The following is an 18,587-nucleotide window of genomic DNA, read 5'->3' on the forward strand; positions in this document are numbered from 1 at the left end:
TCAGTCGTACTTTAGGCGTCAACCGACTCGCTTGATGCCGATTCCTCTGCTTGAGCTGCAGCCTTGCGTGCGTCACGTCCGCGCATCGCGAAGGTCACAACGAACGTCGCGGCGATGGAGAGGATGATGCCGGCAATGACCGCAATCTGTCCACCTCCGACGGAGAGCCATCCGAAGAAAAGCCCCACTACGCCGTAATCGGCATCTGAGAACGTTGAGTTCGCGAAGCCAATTTCTCCGAGAACGGGAAGGAGCAGCAATGGAAGGAAGGTGATCGCGATTCCGTTGGAGAACGCCCCAAGAACTGCACCGCGTCGACCACCGGCGGCGTTACCGATAACTCCGGAAGCAGCACCCGTCATGAAGTGAGCGATCACACCGGGAACGATAACGGCTGTGCCCATGAAGATCATTGCCACCATGCCGATGATTCCACCCACGAAGCTCGAGATGAAGCCGATGAGCACAGCGTTCGGTGCGAAGGTGAAGGTCACCGGCACGTCGAGAGCAGGTTTCGCGTCCTTGACGAGACGGTCAGAGATGCCCTTGAACGCGGGGATGATCTCAGCAAGAACGACGCGCACTCCGGCGAGGATGATGAATACACCGGCCGAGAACGTAGCGGCTTGCATCAGCAGGAACACGATGAAGTTCTGGCCACCGCTGAGTTCAGTCTCGATGTATGCAGCACCGGCGAACGCGCCAACGATGAGGTAGATGATCGCCATCGACACGGCGACGATCACGGTGGTGTCGCGCAAGAATCCAAGACCCTTGGGGACCACGATCTCCTCCGTGGACTTCGACGTTCCCTTGCCGCGGGTCAGCGTTGCCACAAGACCACTCAGCGCAATGCCAGCACCGCCGGTGTGGCCGAGCGCAACATCATCCGTTCCGGTGACTTTTCGCATGTACGGCTGCACGATCGCGGGCGACAACGTCATGTAGAGACCCTGAGCAAGCGAACCCCACAGCACAACTGCCCACGGTTCGAAGCCGGCGACGCCGAAGATAACCGCGATCATCGCTGCCATGTAGAACGCTACGTGACCGGAAAGGTAGATGAACTTGAACCGCGTCGTTGCCGCCAACGCAATGTTCACGATCATTCCGAAGAAGAAGATCAGTGCGGCTGCGGAACCGTAGTCCAGGAGTACCTGACCGACAATTGCCTCGTTGTTAGGCACAACGCCCTGAACATTGAAAGCGTGCTGGAACATGTCGCCAAAGAAGCTCAGCGAGCCCACGATCACGCCGGCACCCGCCGCGAGCACGAGGAAGCCCACAAGCGTGCGAACGGTTCCCTTGAGAACGTCGCTGAAGTGCTTTCGTTGAACGGCGAGCCCGATCAACGAAATCAGCGCAACGATGATTGCTGGTTGCCTAAAAATGTCGAGGAGTAAGTCGAGTACTGCATTCATTCTGATTCTCCAATAGTGATGCCCTTGCGGACGGCGGTGTCGCGGACTTTTTGCTTCAGTTCTTTCAGGTCGATGATGCTGTCGAGGACAACGACGTCTCCGAGCCCTGATGCGGCCTCCGCTAAGTCACTACCGACAAAAATGGTGTCGGCATCACCCTTAGCGACAGACCCGAGGTCAGCGTGGTCGACATCGACCCCAGCGATCCCCAGTTCCTTAAGAACTTTCTCGATATTCATGTGGACCATGAAGCTGCTGCCTAGGCCAGTGCTGCACACGGCGAGGAATTTCATTAGGGTGTTCCAATCTTGTGGAGGACCGCCGTGACCTCGGCGGAGGTTTGTGCTGCAAGCAGCTCGCTTCGGAGCTCGTCATCACTGAGCAATCCAGCGAGTTCTTGCATAGTTTCGATGTGACCTTTCGCGTCGATGGCGGCGAGGCAGAAGAACTGATCGATGGGATGCGCCGCTTCGTCGTTCAGCAGCACAGGTGGCGTCACCCGCAGGCTCGATAGCCCGGTTCGCACCACGCCATCCTCCGGACGGGAATGAGCAAGAGCGATTCCGAAGCCGAGGTCGATATATGTGCCGCCTCCAGCGATCGAGTCCGTCATGGAGTCGACGTACTCGGTCGTGATGGAACCAGATTCGAGCAGGGGCTGAGCGACGAGCGCGATCGCCGCGCGCCATCCTTCGACGTTTTCAGCGAAGTTGATGGTGCTGGGGGTGAGGTAGTCGGTAAGCATTCTTTTCCGTTTCAGGGGGGGGGTCAGCTGTGGAGGCCGAACGCGATTTCGCTGTTCTGGGGCGTGAAATATGCCATGCCATAGGAGACCGCTCGGTCGTCTGCATCGAAGACCGTGGAGGCAACAGCGAGCACGCATTCGCCTAGTGCGACGTCCAGGTGTTCGGCGATAAATTCATCCGCCGCTTTGATGGACACCAGCAGGTCATTGCGTTTCAACGAAACCCCGTAGGTCTCGCCGAGGTAGCTGAAGAGCGACGCGTCGGTGAAGTCCTCATCGAGGATGCCGGGGAAGCGGGATACCGGAAGATCGGTGACGGCCAGGTGGTGAAGCGTTCCATTCACTGAACGAAGACGAGTGAGCCGTGCCACTCGATCCGCGCTACTGATACCGAGTTGACTGGCAGTGGGTTCGCCAGCGGGGAACTCTGCGAGTTCGACGACTGACGTGGTTACTTCGAAGCCGTCGCTCGTTTGCTGAGAATGGAATCCGGTGACGGCGTCGGCGAAACGTTCCCGGTACCGCGTGCGGTACTGCGGTTCAACGACAAAGGTTCCGCGCCCCTGTTCCCGAACGAGGTAGCCGTCGGAGATCAGTCCGTCAACTGCGTGCCGCAGCGTGATCCGGCTGACGCCGTACTCGTCACACAGTTGAGGTTCAGAGGGAAGGCGTGCACCCGGTTCAAGGCCTTGCACGCGGGTGAGTAAATGTTCCCTCACCGCGACGTACTTGCTCGTTCCTCTCGCAGTCGACATCGACAGCTCCACATCTTTGTTGGCAGGTAATGTCATCAGGTCATCATGACGACTATGGCGAGTGTAGGGCCACGTTTGCCGTTTTCGCAACAGGACGAATCTGGGCCAGCACTCGTCTCAATTCGTTATGACGACATAATTTATCCGCTACGGTCTAATCACGGCCAGCCCCGAGCACATCCCAAGGAGAAAACAATGTCATCTGTCGACAACGACGCGATCACCACCGCCCGCCTTCTTGCATTAGACGCCGTGGAAAGCGCGGGGTCTGGACATCCGGGAACCGCCATTGCGCTCGCTCCCGTCGCGCATCTCTTGTTCCAGAAACACATCCGCCACAACCCCAGCGACCCACAGTGGGCTGGCCGTGATCGCTTCGTGCTGTCGTGCGGCCATGCGAGCATCCTTCTGTACACGCAGCTCTTTCTCACCGGGTATGGCCTGACCGTTGATGATCTTCGGAGCTTCCGCGCCCTAGGGTCGCTCACTCCCGGTCACCCCGAATACGGCCACACCGCCGGTGTCGAAACGACGACGGGGCCGCTCGGTCAAGGCCTAGCAACTGCTGTCGGCATGGCCATGGCCATGAAGCACGAACGCGCCATGTATGACGCTGATGCCCCGCAGGGATCATCGCCGTTCGATCGCACCGTCTGGGTAGTGGCCTCGGACGGCGATCTTCAAGAGGGCCTGAGCTACGAAGCAGGCGCTATTGCCGGACGACATGAACTCGACAACCTCGTGGTCATTTACGACGACAACGAGATCCAAATCGAAGGCGACACCGCCCTCACGACATCCGAAGATGTCGCGGAACGCTTCCGCGCCCAGAAGTGGACCGTCGACGAAGTCGGGCTTGCCACGAACGGCGACGTCGACATTGAACAACTCGACTCGGTGCTCTCTCAGCGACGCGCAACATCCACTGGCCCGCATCTCGTGATTCTAAAATCTCAGATCGCCTGGCCTGCGCCCAACGCCGTCAACACCGCAGCATCACACGGCGCCCCGCTAGGAACCACAGAGGCAACCGAACTGCGCAAGATTCTGGGTGTCTCCACCGACCCATTCGAAGTGAGCGACGAGGTGTTGGCGCACACCCGCAGCGCACTCGCACGCGGCGCGGAGGCTCAGGGCATCTGGAGCAGCGTGTTCGACGCGTGGAGCGTCGAGCATCCCGAACTCGCCGCCGAGCTGACACGAATCCGCTCCGGGGCGTTGCCAGACGATCTTGAATCGCTACTTCCCACGTACGAACCCGGTCAAGCACTCGCTACTCGCGATGCTTCGGGCCACACCATTCAACGCTTCGCAGAGCGGCTACCCGAACTCTGGGGCGGTTCTGCCGACCTCGCAGAGCCCAACCGCACGTCGATCGTCGGCGGCAAATCATTCCTGCCCGAAGAGACGGAAACGTCAGGGCGGGCCGGTCGCAACGTGCATTGGGGCGTTCGCGAGCATGCCATGGCAGCCGCAATGAACGGCATCACCCTCGTCACCGGCTCCCGTTTCTTTGCCGGAACCTTCTTGGTATTCAGCGATTATCAACGCCCCTCGATTCGCCTTGCCTCGCTGATGCAACTCCCCGTGACCTATCTGTGGAGCCACGACTCAGTAGCGCTCGGCAGCGACGGCCCGACCCACCAACCCATCGAACACCTCGCCAGCCTTCGCGCCATTCCAGGCTTCGCGGTTGTTCGCCCCGCGGATGCCACAGAGACTGCCGCCGCCTGGCTCGCAATCCTGGAGCGCAACGCTCCCGCGGGCCTCGTTCTCGCTCGCCAGCCGCTGCCCGTCGCCGCGACCCCCGCCGCTGACGTTCGTAATGGAGTACGCCGAGGTGCCTACGCCGTGCTCGACGCTGAGGCCCCCGACGTCATCCTTATCGCAACCGGATCCGAAGTGAGCCTCGCGCTAGAAGCTGCCGCGGCCCTCGCCTCAGACAATCTCGCAGTACGCGTCGTTTCAATGCCGTCGCGCGAGTGGTTCGCTGAACAACCTGACTCGTATCGCAATGAGCTACTCCCCTCGACGGTCACCGCCCGTGTCACCGTAGAGGCAGCATCGACGTTCGGTTGGAGCGACCTCGCCGGGCCATTCGGCCAGATGGTCGGCATCGACGAATTTGGGCTTTCCGCACCCGCTGCCGATGCTCTCCAGGCTCGCGGCATGACGGTGCAGCGCGTGCTAGATGCCGTCGCCACGACCCTGGCAGCAACACGACAGAACTCGTAAGCGCCACCGCCGCAGCACCCTGCTTCGGCAGGGTGCTGCGGCACCGCACGATCGCCAGCGAGATCAAGACCATTCCGCCGCAAGCGGATGTATGCCCCCAAACCGGGCCACAAACCGCGGCGCGACCCGCCTAAACCCTTGTACCGCGCTGCAACTTGCCGCAGTATGTTCACCTCGCATCCATGTTGAAGTGTTGGACTACCTCTATGACCGGCTACGCGTCGCAGTATCCACGGCCCGACCATTTCGTTTTGCATCTGAGTGACACTCACTTCTTGGCAAACGGGGGGAAGCTCTACGACTCCCTCGACAGCGAGGTCAAACTCCGGCAATTGTTTGCCGAACTCGAGGCATCCAATTCCCGTCCGGAAGCAATTGTCTTCACCGGCGACATCGCCGACAAGGGCGACCCTGTGGCTTACCGTGCTATTCGCGAAATCGTCGAACCTGCAGCAGAACGCCTCGGCGCTCGTGTGGTGTGGGTCATGGGCAACCACGACAACCGTTCTGCGTTCAACTCCCACCTGCTCGACGAGGCTGCCTCCGAAGACCCCATCGACCGAGTCATCGACATCAATGGGCTTCGCATCATCTCGCTTGATTCCACCGTTCTCGACCACCACTACGGCCATGTGACGGATGCCCAGCTGCTGTGGTTGCAGAATGTGCTTGCCACCCCGGCGCCCCACGGCACCATTCTCGCCATGCACCACCCGCCGGTACCCGCCGTGCTTGACCTTGCGGTGACCGTCGAATTACGTGGCCAGAAAGAACTCGCGGCCGTCATTCGCGGCAGCGACATCCGCAGCATCATCGCAGGCCACCTGCACTACTCCACGGCGGCAACCTTCGCCGGAATCCCCGTGTCTGTTGCCTCGGCAACCTGTTACACGCAAGACCTCAACGTGGCCGTAGGCGGCAGCCGTGGCCGCGATGGCGCGCAGTCGTTCAACCTGGTGCACGTGTATGACGACACCGTCTTGCACTCGGTCGTTCCGCTCGGCGACTACGGCAGTCTCGCCTATGTGACGCCAGAAGAGACCGCTGCGATTCTGGTCAAGGAGGGCATCACGATCGCCCCCGCAGTGAACCCGCACGTGACGGCCAGCAGCCCCGCCGACAGCACCACTGACGCAGCGCCCAGCAACGTCACCGATGACGCTCAGGATGACGCCGCCACACACACGGTCTCAGCAATCACCATCGCAGCGTAGAGCACTACGCTGCGACCGCTAGCGGCTAGCCGCTACTCAGGCTCTGGCAACTCCCACGGCGCTGCAACCGGGTAGTACTCATCAAGGAATGAGCCGACTGCGGCTGCCCGATCCTCGACCGAGATCTCCGGGAAGCTGCCGTCATTGAGGCAGAAGAAGTCGCTCGTGCGCTTGCGCAGCAGCGAGCGCATCTTGCGCAACCCCTCAAGCGACGTCGTGTCGACGTACTTGACTTTGGCATCCGCCTGAATCATTGCCTTGCCGCTCAGCAGGGCGTAGTAGTGGTACAGCGAGTTCGTGACAGACACATCGGTGGCCTGACGGAAGGCGCTCGCACTCGTGCGCTTAAAGTCTTCCGGAAAGGTCTGCTCGAGCTCTTTCATCACCGAAACGCGCAGCGGTGTTGCCGCGTGCTCCAGGTGACGAGTGATCGTCGCGCCGAACTTCTCTTGAAGTAGTCGACGGTTCACCCGCGCCGCGTTCTCGAAGCCGGAGCGCTCAATGCTGCTCTCGCCCAAACCGATACGGGTGCGTGCCTCGATGAACTTCGAGATGCCGCCAGGGGTGAAGAACGCCGAGGGGCTTACCGAGCGACCGAAGAACATGTCGTCGTTGGAATACAAGAAATGTTCGCTGAGGCCCGGGATGTTGTGTAGCTGGCTCTCGACCGCATGCGAGTTGTGCGTTGGCAGGTCGTCGTGGTTCGCGAAGAAGTCTTCGCTGCGCATCAACGTGACCCGCGGATGCTCGGCCAACCAAGCCGGTCGCGGAGAATCAGTAGCAATGTAGATATTGCGAATCCACGGCGCGAACAAGTGCACGGAACGAAGCGCGTACTTGAGCTCATCCAACTGCCGGTAGCGCGCCTCAGAGTCGTCGCCCTCGCCCACAATGAAGTTCGCCATGCGGGCAGCTCTCGCCTTTTGCCACTCGACCGCGGCACCATCAACCCACGAGAACACAATGTCGATGTCGAACTGGATGTCGCTGGCCAGTGGCTCGAACATGCCCTTCAGCGTCGGCCACGACTGCCCATAGAACTCAACGGTGTCGTCGATGGCTTCACTGCGCGGCACCCAGCGGCGCATGAGGGCGTTAGGGTTCGGCGCGACTACCTCGTTGCGCACGTGCTCCCACAGTTCGAGACGCACACCGAATGGCGCATCGAAACGCAGGCGACCCGCGGGCTCAACTCGAGGCCGAAACAGCATCATCGCTTTTGCCTTGATCGACGAGACCAGCACACCATCGGCGACCAACACGGGGCTATCGCGCTCATCCGAAGCAACAGGCTTGCCGTTCTCCTTGATGCGCGCCGGCTTCACATAGAAGGGCTCGTTCTGGCAGGCCGTGACCAACGCGTTCTTCAGCGCCTTGCGATCCTTCCAATCGACGGCAACAACTGGGGTCTCACCGTCGCCGCGCACGAGCAGAAACGGGATCTCAGCGTCATCAAGAATGCCGCGAATAAACAGCAGATCGTCCCGCACTGCTTCGCGCGGCGTCAGAGTGTCATTGCTGAGCGCGAGGAGTCCATCGTGCAGTACAACATCGTCGCGGTTCATTACCGCAGGAGAAGAAACATGGTCAATCATGGGGCCCCGTCGTTATAGCGTGAGTGAGCTGCCAAGCGACCGAAAATCGGCGTGCCTTTAGCTTCTCTGAGAGTAGCCTGACCCGCTGAGAATCGGTCGGATTGCGCCCGGCGACGCCGAACTACATGCTGCCGACCTTACGCTCATCCCTCGCTTGATTAATGAGCGATGCTCGCTACAGTTGACGTACCCGCTCCACGCGGTCGAACAGCCTATCGGGAGGCTTTCATGTCTGAAGTTGTCTTGTGGAACGTGATCGGCATTCTCGCGATCGTCGCCTACGTGGCCCTAATCGCCGTGGCGTTGCTGCAGATTTACCGCTCCGCCATGCCCACGAATACCAAACTCCTGTGGCTCATCGTGATCCTGGTCGCACCATTCCTCGGACCACTGATCTGGTTTGCGATTGGTCGCAATAGCGCCCTGCTCTAGATCACGACGCCGCTGAATCCCGCGTTTCCTCCCACGAGGTCGCGGGTCAACACCACCTGAGCGAACTCGTCGTGCAGGTTCACTCCCGTGATGCGCGAGAGCTCATCGGCGGTGACTTCTTCGCCAAACGGCCCTTCGCGGTCGAACGTGTGGGTGGCATCCACCACAAATGTGACGTCGTAGCCGAGGTTGCCGCCCACCCGCGCGGTCGTTTCGCAGCAGTGATTGGTGGTGATGCCGCACACCACAATCGAATCAATAACGGATGCTTTCAGCCACTCGTCGAGGTTGGGGCTGCCATGAAAACTCGAATTCACGCTCTTGGTGACGAGCAGATCGGGGGTGCCCGAGAGTAACTCCTTGAAGGCATTGCCTGGCGAGCTGGGATGCAGCGGCGACGTGTCGTCGTTGGAATCGTGCCGCACATACACAATGGGCCAGCCTTCGCGGCGCCAGTGCCCGATCAGCACCCCGATATTCGATTCGCAGTCGGGGTTGTTGCGTGGCCCCCAGTAGGCAGCATCATCGAAACCTTGCTGCACATCTACAACGATGAGTGCTGAAGCCATGACAACCTCCGGGGTTTAGCCGACGCTTACCCCGAATAGTAGTCCGAGGAGGTACGTTGCCGCAGCAGCGCCGAAACCGATACCGAGTTGACGCAGGGCACGCTTGAGCGGCGAGGCCCCAGAAAGCAGTCCCACAATCGAGCCGGTAACGAGCAGGGCGATTCCCACCAAGACCGACGCAATCACCACAGCGGTGAGTCCTTCGGCGCCAAAGAGATACGGCAGCACGGGAATGACGGCGCCCGACGCAAAGAAGCCGAAGCTGGATGCCGCAGCCCCGAGCGCTGAGCCGATCGGGTTGTGTTCTGCCGTCGCTGTCGCGGCATCCGTTTGGCGGCCGGCGAGCACTTCGGCGGCGTGCAGCTCGGCCTCCTGAGCGGACATTCCGCGCGCCCGGTAGACGAGGGCGAGTTCGTTTTCGTCGACGTCGAGGTGGGTGACGGAGTCGGTGGCGACGGGGCCGTGCGCTGCGGCTTGTTCGAGTTCGAGTTGCGATCGCACCGAGACGTATTCGCCGGCGGCCATCGAGAGTGCGCCGGCGAGGAGGCCGGCGACTCCGGAGAGCAGCACGACAGCGTTGGGAAGCCCGGCAGCACTCATGCCGAGCACGAGGGCGAGGTTGGAGACGAGCCCATCGTTTGCTCCGAACACGGCGGCGCGGAACGTTCCCGAGAGCCGTTGGCGCCCACGGGTAGCGAGAGCGCGAACCACTTCCTCATGCACGGCTTCGTCGGCGGCCATCGTGTCGGTCGCGTCGTCGTCATCCAGATACGGCGACCGTGACTCGGCGCGCTGGGCGAGCGCGAGCACGAAGACCGAGCCAAAGCGTCGGGCCAGGAAGCCGAGCATCCGGGTGCGCGGATCGGTGGGGAGCGGTCGACCGGCGTGCTCCCCCAGCAAGACCAGCCAGTGGTCCTCGTGGCGTTTTTCGGCGGCGGCGAGCGCCAACAGGATTTCGCGTTCTTCTCCCGTGCGGCGGGATGCGAGATCCCGATACACGGCTGCTTCGGCTCGTTCGGCGGCGAGATACCGTCGCCACCGGCGCACATCGCGGGCTCGGGGTGCTGAACTCACGTCGGGCTGGGTCATGCGGAGAACTCGACTCCCCACGTCGCCGAGAACGGGGCGCCGGGCTCGAGCCACAGCAAGCCGCGGCCCGTGTTGAAGGCATTGGGCGCCGCTGTCATGGGCTCGATTGCGACGACCTGGCTAATGCCGGCGAGGGTCGGGAAGTTGCGGGGCGTGAAGAGCTGAACGAAGTCGAACTTCTCGTCGACCGTCACGCGCACTTCGCGGCCATCGGGAGCGGTGAGGCGAGCCGCGACTCCATCGACAACTTCGACGCCAGCGAATGCCATGTCGAGATCAAGTTCACCGATGGGGCGGCCAGCGCTCAGGTCAAAGTCCGTTCCGGGCACGGCTACCTCTGCCGTCGGGATGAGACGATCGTTCGATTCGAAGCGAGTGGCGGCGGTCATCGTGAGCGTCAACTCCGCGATGGGAGTGTCACCGATTTTGAAGAACGGGTGGGTTCCGAGCGCGTAGGGGGCTGCGGCATCCGACAGGTTGGTGGCGGTGTGGCTCACGCGCAGTCCGCCCTCGACGAGTTCGTAGCGCACCGTGGTGTGCACGTGGAAGGGATAACCGTGCTGCGGGAAGATCGTGGCGCCGAGAGTGACCGAGCCTTCTGTGCGCTCAATGAGTGAATACCCCGTGTTGCGCAGCAGGCCGTGGATGGAGTTGTTACGGTCGCGTTCGGTGATGTCGAGATGCTGTGGCTCACCGTCGAGCATCCACGTGCCGTCTTCGATGCGATTGGGCCACGGCACCAAAACGATGCCATCAGCGAAGGGCGGCATCGCCGCTTCGGCGTAGGACTCCACAAGATCGACACCACCGATGCTGAACTCACGCAACGATGCGGCAAGTTCAGTGATGGTCGCTCGCGCTTCGCCCTGCTCAGTGGCGCGAGTGATGATGTACTGGGTTCCTGTAGGCGTGCTCACCGCAACAGCCTACCGGCGCAGACGCAACAACGAAGGAAGCACTCATGTCAGATATTCGCGATGACGTTCTCAACGACTTCGAGGCCGTGTTCGGTCGCCCCGCCGCTGGCGTTTGGTCGGCGCCGGGTCGCCTCACCCTGCTCGGCACCCCCGATAGCCCTGACACGGATGCCGAACTCGCCATCGCGATCAACCGTCGCACCGTGCTCGCCGCCGGCCCCAGCCCTGACCGCACCGTGCGCATCGCGAGTGCCCTCGTCGACGAGATGGTCACGGTGGATCTCGACGAGCTAGCGACGACCGCGGTAGAAGGCTGGAGCCGCAGTGCGCTGGCCATCGTGCAGGAGGTGATGGCGTCATCCGCTGATTCCGACGCATTGAGCGGCATTGACGTGTTCATCGACACCACCATTCCCGTCGGGGCCGGCATGGGGTCATCGTCGGCGTTGGAGGCGGCACTGGCGCTCGCCCTCACGAATCTGTGGAACTTGGACGAGCGCACCGCTCAGCTTTCCGAGCACCCCGACGTTGCCGCGAGCGTCTTTGCGCTCGACGACCACGCTCTTGTGCGCTTGGAGGGCGAATCCCGCCCCGAGCCGCTCCCCCTCGACTGGAAAACCGCAGGCCTTGAATTGCTGGTTATCGACACCGATGCGCCCACCGCCGACGAACTCGAAACAGCGGTCGCGGATGACGAAGTGCGTCGCACCCTCCACACCATCACTGAAAACCAGCGGGTCCGCGACGCGGCTCTCGCTATCCGTGACGAGACGCCTCGCCTGCTGGGCGCCCTGCTCGATGCCTCACACGCGAGCCTGCGCGACGACTACGGAATCTCCACCACCGAGGTCGACCTTGCCGTGGAAACTGCTCTGGCATCCGGAGCACTTGGCGCGCGGATGCTCGGCCGTCCCTTTAGCGGAGTAGCCGTCGCTCTCGTCGACACCGACACCGCATCGCGAGTGCGCGTTGCTCTCGATGGCGCCTTCGCCGAGCATGCCATGGGCCAGCCGACGGTGACCGAAGTACTGCCGTCGCTCGGGGCGTTGCGCGACCGCTAAGGCATATTCGCTATTCGCTCACGATCTTGAGCACGAGGGCGACAGCGAAGGCAATCGCCACGATCGTGCCTGTCCACACCCACACTTGGGCCCACGGAAACCGACGCTTGCGCGGGGTGCGCTGAGTGGCGCTACCCTGCTGCGGCGCCGGACGCTTCGAGCTCACCGTTACAGCCGTTCGGCTGCGTCGACGACGTTCTTCACGAGCATCGCGCGGGTCATCGGGCCAACGCCGCCCGGCATGGGCGAGAGGTAGCCGGCGACTTCCGCAACGCCGGGGTCAACGTCTCCGACGAGGCGGCCCTTGCCGGTTGCTTCGTCGATGACGCGGGTGATTCCGACGTCGAGAACGGCTGCTCCGGGCTTGATCCACTCGGGGCGAATAAGGCCAGCAGAGCCGACGGCGGCAACCACGATGTCCGCCTGGCGAACGTGAGTCTCCAGCTGGGTCGTACGGGAATGAGTGAGGGTGACCGTGGCATCCAGCCCCTTGCGGGTGAGGAGCAGGCCAATGGGGCGACCAACTGTCAGGCCGCGACCGACAACGACAACGTGCTTGCCCGCGATAGGAACGTCGTAGCGTTCGAGCATTTCGACAATTCCGGCCGGGGTGCAGGGCAGCGGCGAATCGAGCTTCGTACCGACGCCCAGCACGAGGCGACCGAGGTTGGTGGGGTGCAGTCCGTCCGCGTCCTTGGCGGGGTCCATGAGTTCGAGCATTGCGTTCTCGTCGAGACCGGCGGGCAGCGGCAGCTGAATGATGTAACCGGTAACGGCAGGGTTTTCGTTCAACGCCACAATGGCATCCCGAACTTCGTCAGCGGATGCCGTGGCCGGCAGATCGACCCGGAACGACTCGATGCCCACTTCGGCACAGTCGCGGTGCTTGCCGGCAACGTAGGAACGACTTCCGGGGTCGTCACCGACCAGAAGGGTGCCGAGGCCCGGAGTGATGCCGCGAGCCTTGAGCGCGTCGACGCGAATGCGCAGTTCATTCTTCACTGCGGTTGCTGTGGCAACACCATCAAGCTTTACTGCGGTCATCGTTTTCCGTTCCCCTCGGGCCCATGCGCTGATCGGCCACCTACAACTGCCATGTTTATCAACTGCGTTGTTTATCAACTGCGTTGTTTATCAACTGCGTTGTCTATTAAACGCTAAAGAGCCCGCCGCTGTGTTCACACGACGACGGGCTCTTGAGTAGCGACCGCGAACGGCCGAGATTCTGCTGGTTCTGCTGGTGGTGTTGGTTAGGCCCAGCTACCGGGGCTCTCGAGTCCTTCATAGAGCGGGAAGGCATCGGCGAGCGCGCGGGCACGACGCTGCAACGCTGTGATGTCGGCACCGGGCTTGAGGGTTTCGGCGATGATGTCGGCAACCTCGGTGAATTCGGCGTCTCCGAATCCGCGGGTGGCCAACGCCGGCGTTCCGATGCGGAGACCAGAGGTCACCATCGGCGGGCGCGGGTCAGCCGGAACAGCGTTGCGGTTGACCGTGATGTCGACGGAGTGCAGCAGGTCTTCGGCTTCTTGACCGTTGAGTTCTGACTTGCGCAGGTCGACGAGCACGAGGTGCACGTCGGTGCCTCCCGTGAGCACGTCAATGCCGATCGACGTCATGTCGTCTTGAACGAGACGCTCAGCAAGAAGCTTGGCGCCGCGAAGCGTGCGCTCCTGGCGGTCCTTGAAGTCATCGGATGCCGCGAGCATGAATGCGGTGGCCTTGGCTGCGATCACGTGCATGAGTGGTCCGCCCTGTTGACCGGGGAACACGTTGGAGTTGATCTTCTTCGCGATATCAACGTTGTTGGTGAGGATGAAGCCCGAGCGGGGACCACCGATGGTCTTGTGAACGGTCGACGACACGACATCCGCGAAAGGAACGGGGTTCGGGTGCAGGCCTGCGGCAACGAGTCCGGCGAAGTGCGCCATGTCGACCCAGAGCACAGCTCCGACCTCATCGGCGATCGAACGGAACTCAGCGAAGTCGAGTTGACGCGAGTAGGCAGACCACCCAGCGATGATGACCTGCGGCTGAACCTCAATGGCCTTGGCACGAACATCCGCCATGTCAAGAACGCCGGTCTCTTCGTTCACACCATAAGCGTGAGCTTCGTAGAGCTTGCCCGAGAAGTTGAGGCGCATGCCGTGCGTGAGGTGCCCGCCGTGGTCGAGCGAGAGACCGAGGATGCGGTCGCCGGGCTTGGCGATAGCCGACAGAACGGCGGCGTTGGCCGACGCACCCGAGTGGGGCTGAACGTTAGCGAACGCGGAACCGAAGAGGCTCTTGGCGCGGTCGATGGCAAGCTTCTCGGCAATATCCACAAATTCGCAACCACCGTAGTAGCGGCGCCCGGGGTAACCCTCGGCGTACTTGTTGGTGAGAACCGACCCCTGCGCCTCAAGAACAGCGCGCGGAACGAAGTTCTCACTCGCGATCATCTCGAGAGTATTGCGCTGACGGTCGAGCTCTTGAGCGAGCACCGCAGCGATCTCAGGGTCTACCTCAGAGAGAGGCGAAAGGAACGTTGACACAGATGATCTCCTTGCGACGGGGTGGATACTTCCAAGATACCGGGTGAACGCTCAACGCAAGCAGTTAGTGTTTGTCTCATTTCCGCAAGGCCGGAAAGAAGTCTGAGCCCAAAGTGGTCTAACGCACCCTTGAGATACACCCTATTTCTGTCAGACTTTGGACTACATCGTCGCGCTAAACGCCACGCCTGAGAGCACCCTTCCTCCCCTGAACGGAACCCATGTTTACCCGCATCATCCACTCCGCGACGCTCGTGAGCGACGGTGTGCAGCGCGACAACGCGTGGGTAGCGTTCACGAACGACAGCATTGCGGCTACCGGCGCTGGGGGCTCCTGGCGCGAGGGAGCGGATGCGGCAACCATCGTTACCGACGCCGAAGGCGACTTTCTTACTCCCGGCTTCATCGACATCCACTCTCATGGAGCCAACGGAGTCTCCTTCGACGATGGGCTGGATGCCATCACAACGGCGCTTGCCGCCCACCGCAGTCATGGCACCACTCGGTCTGTTCTCTCACTGATTAGTGATTGCCACGAATACCTGGTTGAACGGCTGACCGAGGTCGCCGCACTCGCGCACCGCGATCCGCTCGTGTTGGGCAGCCACCTCGAGGGTCCGTTTATCGACAACGAGTTTCGCGGAGCACACAACCCGGCCACACTTCGCGCCCCCACGCCCACCGAGATCGAGCAGCTATTGGCTGCGGCCAATGGCACTCTGCGCCAGGTCACACTGGCCCCTGAGCTTTCGGGCGGCGCCGACGCTGTTGCCCAGTTCGTCGCCGCCGATGTGCGCGTAGCGGTTGGCCACACGGCCGCCACCTACGCCGAGACTCGCGCCGCGTTCGAGGCTGGCGCCAGCATTTTGACGCACGCGTTCAACGGCATGCGCGAAATCCATCACCGCGCTCCCGGCCCGGTGGCTGCCGCTTTCCACTCCCCCGGTGTCACGCTCGAGGTCATCAATGACGGCGTGCATGTGCATCCGGATGTCGTAAAAATGTTGTTCGCTTCGGCCCCGGGCCGCATCGCGCTCGTTACCGACGCGATGGCGGCGACCTGCGCTGGTGACGGTCACTACCTTCTCGGCTCGCTCGATGTCACGGTGACCGACGGCGTTGCCCGCTTGAGCGACAGCGGCGCCATCGCGGGATCAACTCTGACGATGGATGCCGCGGTGCGCCGCGCTGTCACCGAAGTGGGATTGAGCGTTCCCCAGGCTGTTGCCGCGGCTACCGCTGTTCCTGCCCGGGCCATTGGGCGCTCCGGCGACCTAGGTTCGCTTGCACCCGGATTTGCCGCTGACGCCGTGCTGCTCGATGCCGACCTTAAGGTACGGGCGGTGTGGGCTGCTGGTCGCGAATTGCCGCGGCCTTCGCGCCTCGTCGCCTAAGCAGTTCGCCGCCGATGATCGCGAAGATCACAGCAACGCCCAGAATGGCGGCGTCGACGTAGGGCAACGAGATGACCCCGTAGTTGTCGAGCAGGATGCCGCCCACGAGCGCGCCGCCACCGATACCGATGTTGAACGAGGTCGTGAGGTATGCCGAGCCGACGTCGCGCATGCGCGGAGAGGCCAGTTGCAAGAGTCGCGTTTGCATCATCGCGGGAACGCCACCGAAAGCGGTTCCCCAGACGACGATGACGGTGAACATGATGGCGGGTTCGGCGGGGAACATGGCGAGCAGCACGGCGCAGATAGCGACGAGCGCAACGGTGACGGGGATGATGCTGCGCGGGAAGCGGTCGATCAGGAGACCGGCGAGCGCGAGACCGAGCGCACCAGCGGCGCCGAAGATGAGGAGCACGCCGGCGACGGCACCGGTGTCGATTCCGGCCGGGCCGATCAGGTACGGAACGATGTAGGTGTAGAAGAGGTTGTGGCCGAGCATCACGAGAGCGACCAAGATACACACGTAGATCACGCCGGGAACTGACCGGTCTTTGCGCAGCGGGATCGAGATCTCGCCGGTGGCGAGGGGCTGCTGGTGATCGACAGGCGGCAAGATGCGCACGACCATGATGGTGAGGGCCGCGATGATGATCGCGATGACGACAAAGGCGAGGCGCCAGCCGAGGGCGTGACCGAGAGCGGTTCCTACGGGCACTCCGAGCACGAAGGCGGCAGTCGCGCCCGCGCTCGTGACAGCAACGGCGCGGCCAACCTGGTGCGGCGGAACGAGGTGAGCCGAGTAGGCACCGACTACCGCCCAGAACAGTCCGTGCGAAAGCCCACCGATGATGCGGGCGATCACGAGCACCGCATAGTTAGGCGCCACGGCAGCAAGCAGGTTGCCGATCACGAAGACAATCAGCACGATGATCACGAGCTTCTTGCGGGGCTGGTTACGCGTGAGCGCGGCGAGCGGAGCCGTAGAGACAACGACAGTCGCGGCGAAGATCGTGATGAGCAGCCCGACCTGCGACTCTGACACCGACAACTCGGCGGCGATCTCCGGCAACAAACCGGTGGGCAACCATTCGCTGGTTACCGAGGTGAAGATCAGTGCCGAGAGAGTGAAGAGGCCCGCCCACGGAAATGCTTGAGAAGACGATGGCGAGGAAGTGTGTGGCGTGCTCATGTTTGACTAACTCTACCGTGAGCACCGGTACGCTAAATCAGTGACTACCTCAATGCACTGGATCGTAACTCTCACTTGTGATGACAAGCCCGGCATCGTTCACGCCATCAGTGGCGCCATCGTTGAGGCCGGCGGCAACATCACCGAGTCGCAGCAGTTCTCCAGCGGCGACACCGGCCGTTTTTTCATGCGCCTTCAAGTGGAGTCGGATGCTCCGCGCGAAGTATTCGAGCAAGCCCTCGCCCCCGTGACCGAGCGGTACACGATGGAATGGCAACTCGACGTTGTGGGGCGCCCGCTGCGTACTCTCGTGTTGGCATCCAAGGCTGGACACTGCGTCAACGACCTTCTCTACCGCCAGCGCGCTGGCCAGTTGCCCATCGATATGCCGCTGATCATGAGCAACCACCCCGACCTGGGCTCGCTCGCCGCGTTCTATGAGGTGCCGTTCGAGTCGCACGCGGTCACCACACCCGGCCAGAAGTTGGCGTTCGAAGAGCGCATCATCGAAGTTGTCGAAGAGCACGACATTGAGCTCGTGGTGCTCGCCCGTTACATGCAGATTCTGTCGCCTGAACTGTGCGCGCAGTTGAGTGGCAAGATCATCAACATCCACCACTCCTTCCTGCCCGGCTTCAAGGGCGCGAACCCCTACAAGCAGGCCCACGCTCGCGGCGTGAAGCTCATTGGTGCCACCGCGCACTTCGTGACGAGCGACCTCGACGAGGGCCCGATCATTGAGCAAAACGTCGTGCGCGTGGATCACGCGAGCACCTCAAGCGAACTCAGGTCGATCGGTCAAGACGAAGAGAGCCGCACCCTCACGCAGGCCGTGAAGTGGTTCGCCGAAGACCGCGTGCTGCTCGATGGGGCACGCACGATTATCTTCCGCTAATCGACCTCGAGCAGGTCGCGCAGTTTCAGGGTCGTGCGCCAGTTGCGCACCGTCATCCGCTTAGAGAGCCGGTTTGCGCGCAGTCGGTCGACGCGCGATTTCGCTGAATCGACAACGGTGCGCGAGAAGTAGAGCGCGTCTGGGCCGGCTGAAACAGAGTCGACCCGCGGATGGAGTTCGGGCAGTTGCGTCAGTGCTTCGGCGGCCGTCAGAGGCCGCTTGAGAAAGAGCACGTCACTCAGCAGCTCCGCAGAACCGTGGTCGCTCGGAGAGGTCGCTACCGTCGCCGCGAACTCGTCGCGGGAACGCACGACGGTGAGGATGTCTGCGCCCAACCGCTCGCGCAGCATCCGCTCAATTGTGACTTCGAGCTCGGCACTGCCGTTTGCATCAGAGGCGAACACGACGTTGCCGCTCTGGATGTAGGTGCGCACGTCACCGAAGCCAGCATCGGCGAAGCACTCTTTCAACGCCGCCATGCTGATCACGTTTGAGCCGCCCACATTGATGCCGCGAAGCAGCGCCACATAGTTCGTCATGAC

General features: G+C 62.1%; 19 protein-coding genes. 6 read left to right on the forward strand and 13 right to left on the reverse strand.

The annotated features are described in order from the left end of the window. Positions 1-11: 11 nt before the first annotated feature. From I6E81_RS05410 to I6E81_RS05425, 4 genes are read right to left on the reverse strand one after another with little or no spacing between them, the layout of a single operon-like run. Positions 12-1,421 carry a PTS ascorbate transporter subunit IIC gene (locus tag I6E81_RS05410; RefSeq protein ID WP_197106343.1) on the reverse strand — a complete coding sequence of 470 codons (1,410 nt, stop codon included), beginning with the start codon at positions 1,419-1,421 and terminating at the stop codon, positions 12-14. Then, a complete protein-coding gene (locus I6E81_RS05415; protein ID WP_197106344.1) occupies positions 1,418-1,714 on the reverse strand; it encodes a PTS sugar transporter subunit IIB in 297 nt (98 codons plus the stop codon). Before I6E81_RS05415 ends, I6E81_RS05410 begins: the two co-directional genes overlap by 4 nt. Then, complete coding sequence (locus I6E81_RS05420) at positions 1,714-2,166, reverse strand: PTS sugar transporter subunit IIA (RefSeq protein WP_197106345.1); 453 nt, start codon at positions 2,164-2,166, stop codon at positions 1,714-1,716. The genes I6E81_RS05415 and I6E81_RS05420 overlap by 1 nt, the downstream gene beginning before the upstream one ends. Before the next feature lie 23 nt (positions 2,167-2,189). Continuing rightward, complete coding sequence (locus tag I6E81_RS05425; protein ID WP_197106346.1) at positions 2,190-2,957, reverse strand: GntR family transcriptional regulator; 768 nt, start codon at positions 2,955-2,957, stop codon at positions 2,190-2,192. Positions 2,958-3,116: 159 nt separating this feature from the next. Between I6E81_RS05425 and tkt the strand changes: the two genes are divergently transcribed. After that, positions 3,117-5,156: a transketolase gene (gene tkt / locus I6E81_RS05430; protein WP_197106347.1), complete on the forward strand. Its 2,040-nt coding sequence runs from the start codon at positions 3,117-3,119 to the stop codon at positions 5,154-5,156. 206 nt (positions 5,157-5,362) lie between these two features. Next, positions 5,363-6,370, forward strand: coding sequence for a phosphodiesterase (locus tag I6E81_RS05435; protein ID WP_197106348.1), 1,008 nt, complete (start codon positions 5,363-5,365; stop codon positions 6,368-6,370). A 32-nt stretch (positions 6,371-6,402) separates the two neighbouring features. On the opposite strand, the gene I6E81_RS05440 is transcribed toward I6E81_RS05435, so the two are convergent. Beyond that, positions 6,403-7,935 (reverse strand): stealth family protein, encoded by a 1,533-nt coding sequence (locus I6E81_RS05440; protein ID WP_231600547.1) that lies wholly within the window; start codon positions 7,933-7,935, stop codon positions 6,403-6,405. A 258-nt stretch (positions 7,936-8,193) separates the two neighbouring features. Between I6E81_RS05440 and I6E81_RS05445 the strand changes: the two genes are divergently transcribed. After that, positions 8,194-8,397: a PLDc N-terminal domain-containing protein gene (locus I6E81_RS05445; RefSeq protein ID WP_197106350.1), complete on the forward strand. Its 204-nt coding sequence runs from the start codon at positions 8,194-8,196 to the stop codon at positions 8,395-8,397. On the opposite strand, the gene I6E81_RS05450 is transcribed toward I6E81_RS05445, so the two are convergent. The 3 genes from I6E81_RS05450 to I6E81_RS05460 are packed head-to-tail and all read right to left on the reverse strand — an operon-like array spanning position 8,394 to position 10,972. After that, positions 8,394-8,966, reverse strand: coding sequence for a cysteine hydrolase family protein (locus tag I6E81_RS05450; protein ID WP_197106351.1), 573 nt, complete (start codon positions 8,964-8,966; stop codon positions 8,394-8,396). The genes I6E81_RS05445 and I6E81_RS05450 overlap by 4 nt on opposite strands. A 15-nt stretch (positions 8,967-8,981) precedes the next feature. Continuing rightward, a complete protein-coding gene (locus I6E81_RS05455; RefSeq protein WP_197106352.1) occupies positions 8,982-10,055 on the reverse strand; it encodes a VIT1/CCC1 family protein in 1,074 nt (357 codons plus the stop codon). Next, positions 10,052-10,972: an aldose 1-epimerase family protein gene (locus I6E81_RS05460; protein WP_307784106.1), complete on the reverse strand. Its 921-nt coding sequence runs from the start codon at positions 10,970-10,972 to the stop codon at positions 10,052-10,054. Before I6E81_RS05460 ends, I6E81_RS05455 begins: the two co-directional genes overlap by 4 nt. 44 nt (positions 10,973-11,016) lie before the next feature. On the opposite strand from I6E81_RS05460, the gene I6E81_RS05465 reads away from it, so the two are divergent. Next, on the forward strand, positions 11,017-12,033 hold the full coding sequence (locus I6E81_RS05465) for a galactokinase family protein (protein WP_197106353.1): 1,017 nt from the start codon (positions 11,017-11,019) through the stop codon (positions 12,031-12,033). Between the two features lie 10 nt (positions 12,034-12,043). Here I6E81_RS05465 and I6E81_RS05470 read toward each other — a convergent pair whose 3' ends face one another. From I6E81_RS05470 to glyA, 3 genes are all read right to left on the reverse strand, one after another. Continuing rightward, positions 12,044-12,199 (reverse strand): hypothetical protein, encoded by a 156-nt coding sequence (locus tag I6E81_RS05470; RefSeq protein WP_197106354.1) that lies wholly within the window; start codon positions 12,197-12,199, stop codon positions 12,044-12,046. 2 nt (positions 12,200-12,201) lie between these two features. After that, complete coding sequence (locus I6E81_RS05475; RefSeq protein WP_197106355.1) at positions 12,202-13,077, reverse strand: bifunctional methylenetetrahydrofolate dehydrogenase/methenyltetrahydrofolate cyclohydrolase; 876 nt, start codon at positions 13,075-13,077, stop codon at positions 12,202-12,204. Between the two features lie 206 nt (positions 13,078-13,283). Further along, entirely contained in the window at positions 13,284-14,567 is a 1,284-nt protein-coding gene (glyA, locus tag I6E81_RS05480) for a serine hydroxymethyltransferase (RefSeq protein WP_197106356.1), read from the reverse strand. Positions 14,568-14,788: 221 nt separating this feature from the next. Here glyA and nagA point away from each other — a divergent pair, with 221 nt between their 5' ends. Further along, positions 14,789-15,961, forward strand: coding sequence for an N-acetylglucosamine-6-phosphate deacetylase (nagA, locus tag I6E81_RS05485; protein WP_197106357.1), 1,173 nt, complete (start codon positions 14,789-14,791; stop codon positions 15,959-15,961). Here nagA and I6E81_RS05490 read toward each other — a convergent pair. Further along, on the reverse strand, positions 15,897-17,150 hold the full coding sequence (locus tag I6E81_RS05490; protein ID WP_197106358.1) for an MFS transporter: 1,254 nt from the start codon (positions 17,148-17,150) through the stop codon (positions 15,897-15,899). The two genes, nagA and I6E81_RS05490, sit on opposite strands and share 65 nt — an antisense overlap. A 52-nt stretch (positions 17,151-17,202) precedes the next feature. Here I6E81_RS05490 and purU point away from each other — a divergent pair, with 52 nt between their 5' ends. Continuing rightward, complete coding sequence (gene purU / locus I6E81_RS05495) at positions 17,203-18,045, forward strand: formyltetrahydrofolate deformylase (protein WP_197107174.1); 843 nt, start codon at positions 17,203-17,205, stop codon at positions 18,043-18,045. On the opposite strand, the gene I6E81_RS05500 is transcribed toward purU, so the two are convergent. Then, entirely contained in the window at positions 18,042-18,584 is a 543-nt protein-coding gene (locus tag I6E81_RS05500; RefSeq protein ID WP_197106359.1) for a DUF1697 domain-containing protein, read from the reverse strand. The genes purU and I6E81_RS05500 overlap by 4 nt on opposite strands. Positions 18,585-18,587: the final 3 nt, after the last annotated feature.

The organism is Salinibacterium sp. NG22, assembly GCF_015864925.1.
GTDB lineage: Bacteria > Actinomycetota > Actinomycetes > Actinomycetales > Microbacteriaceae > Rhodoglobus.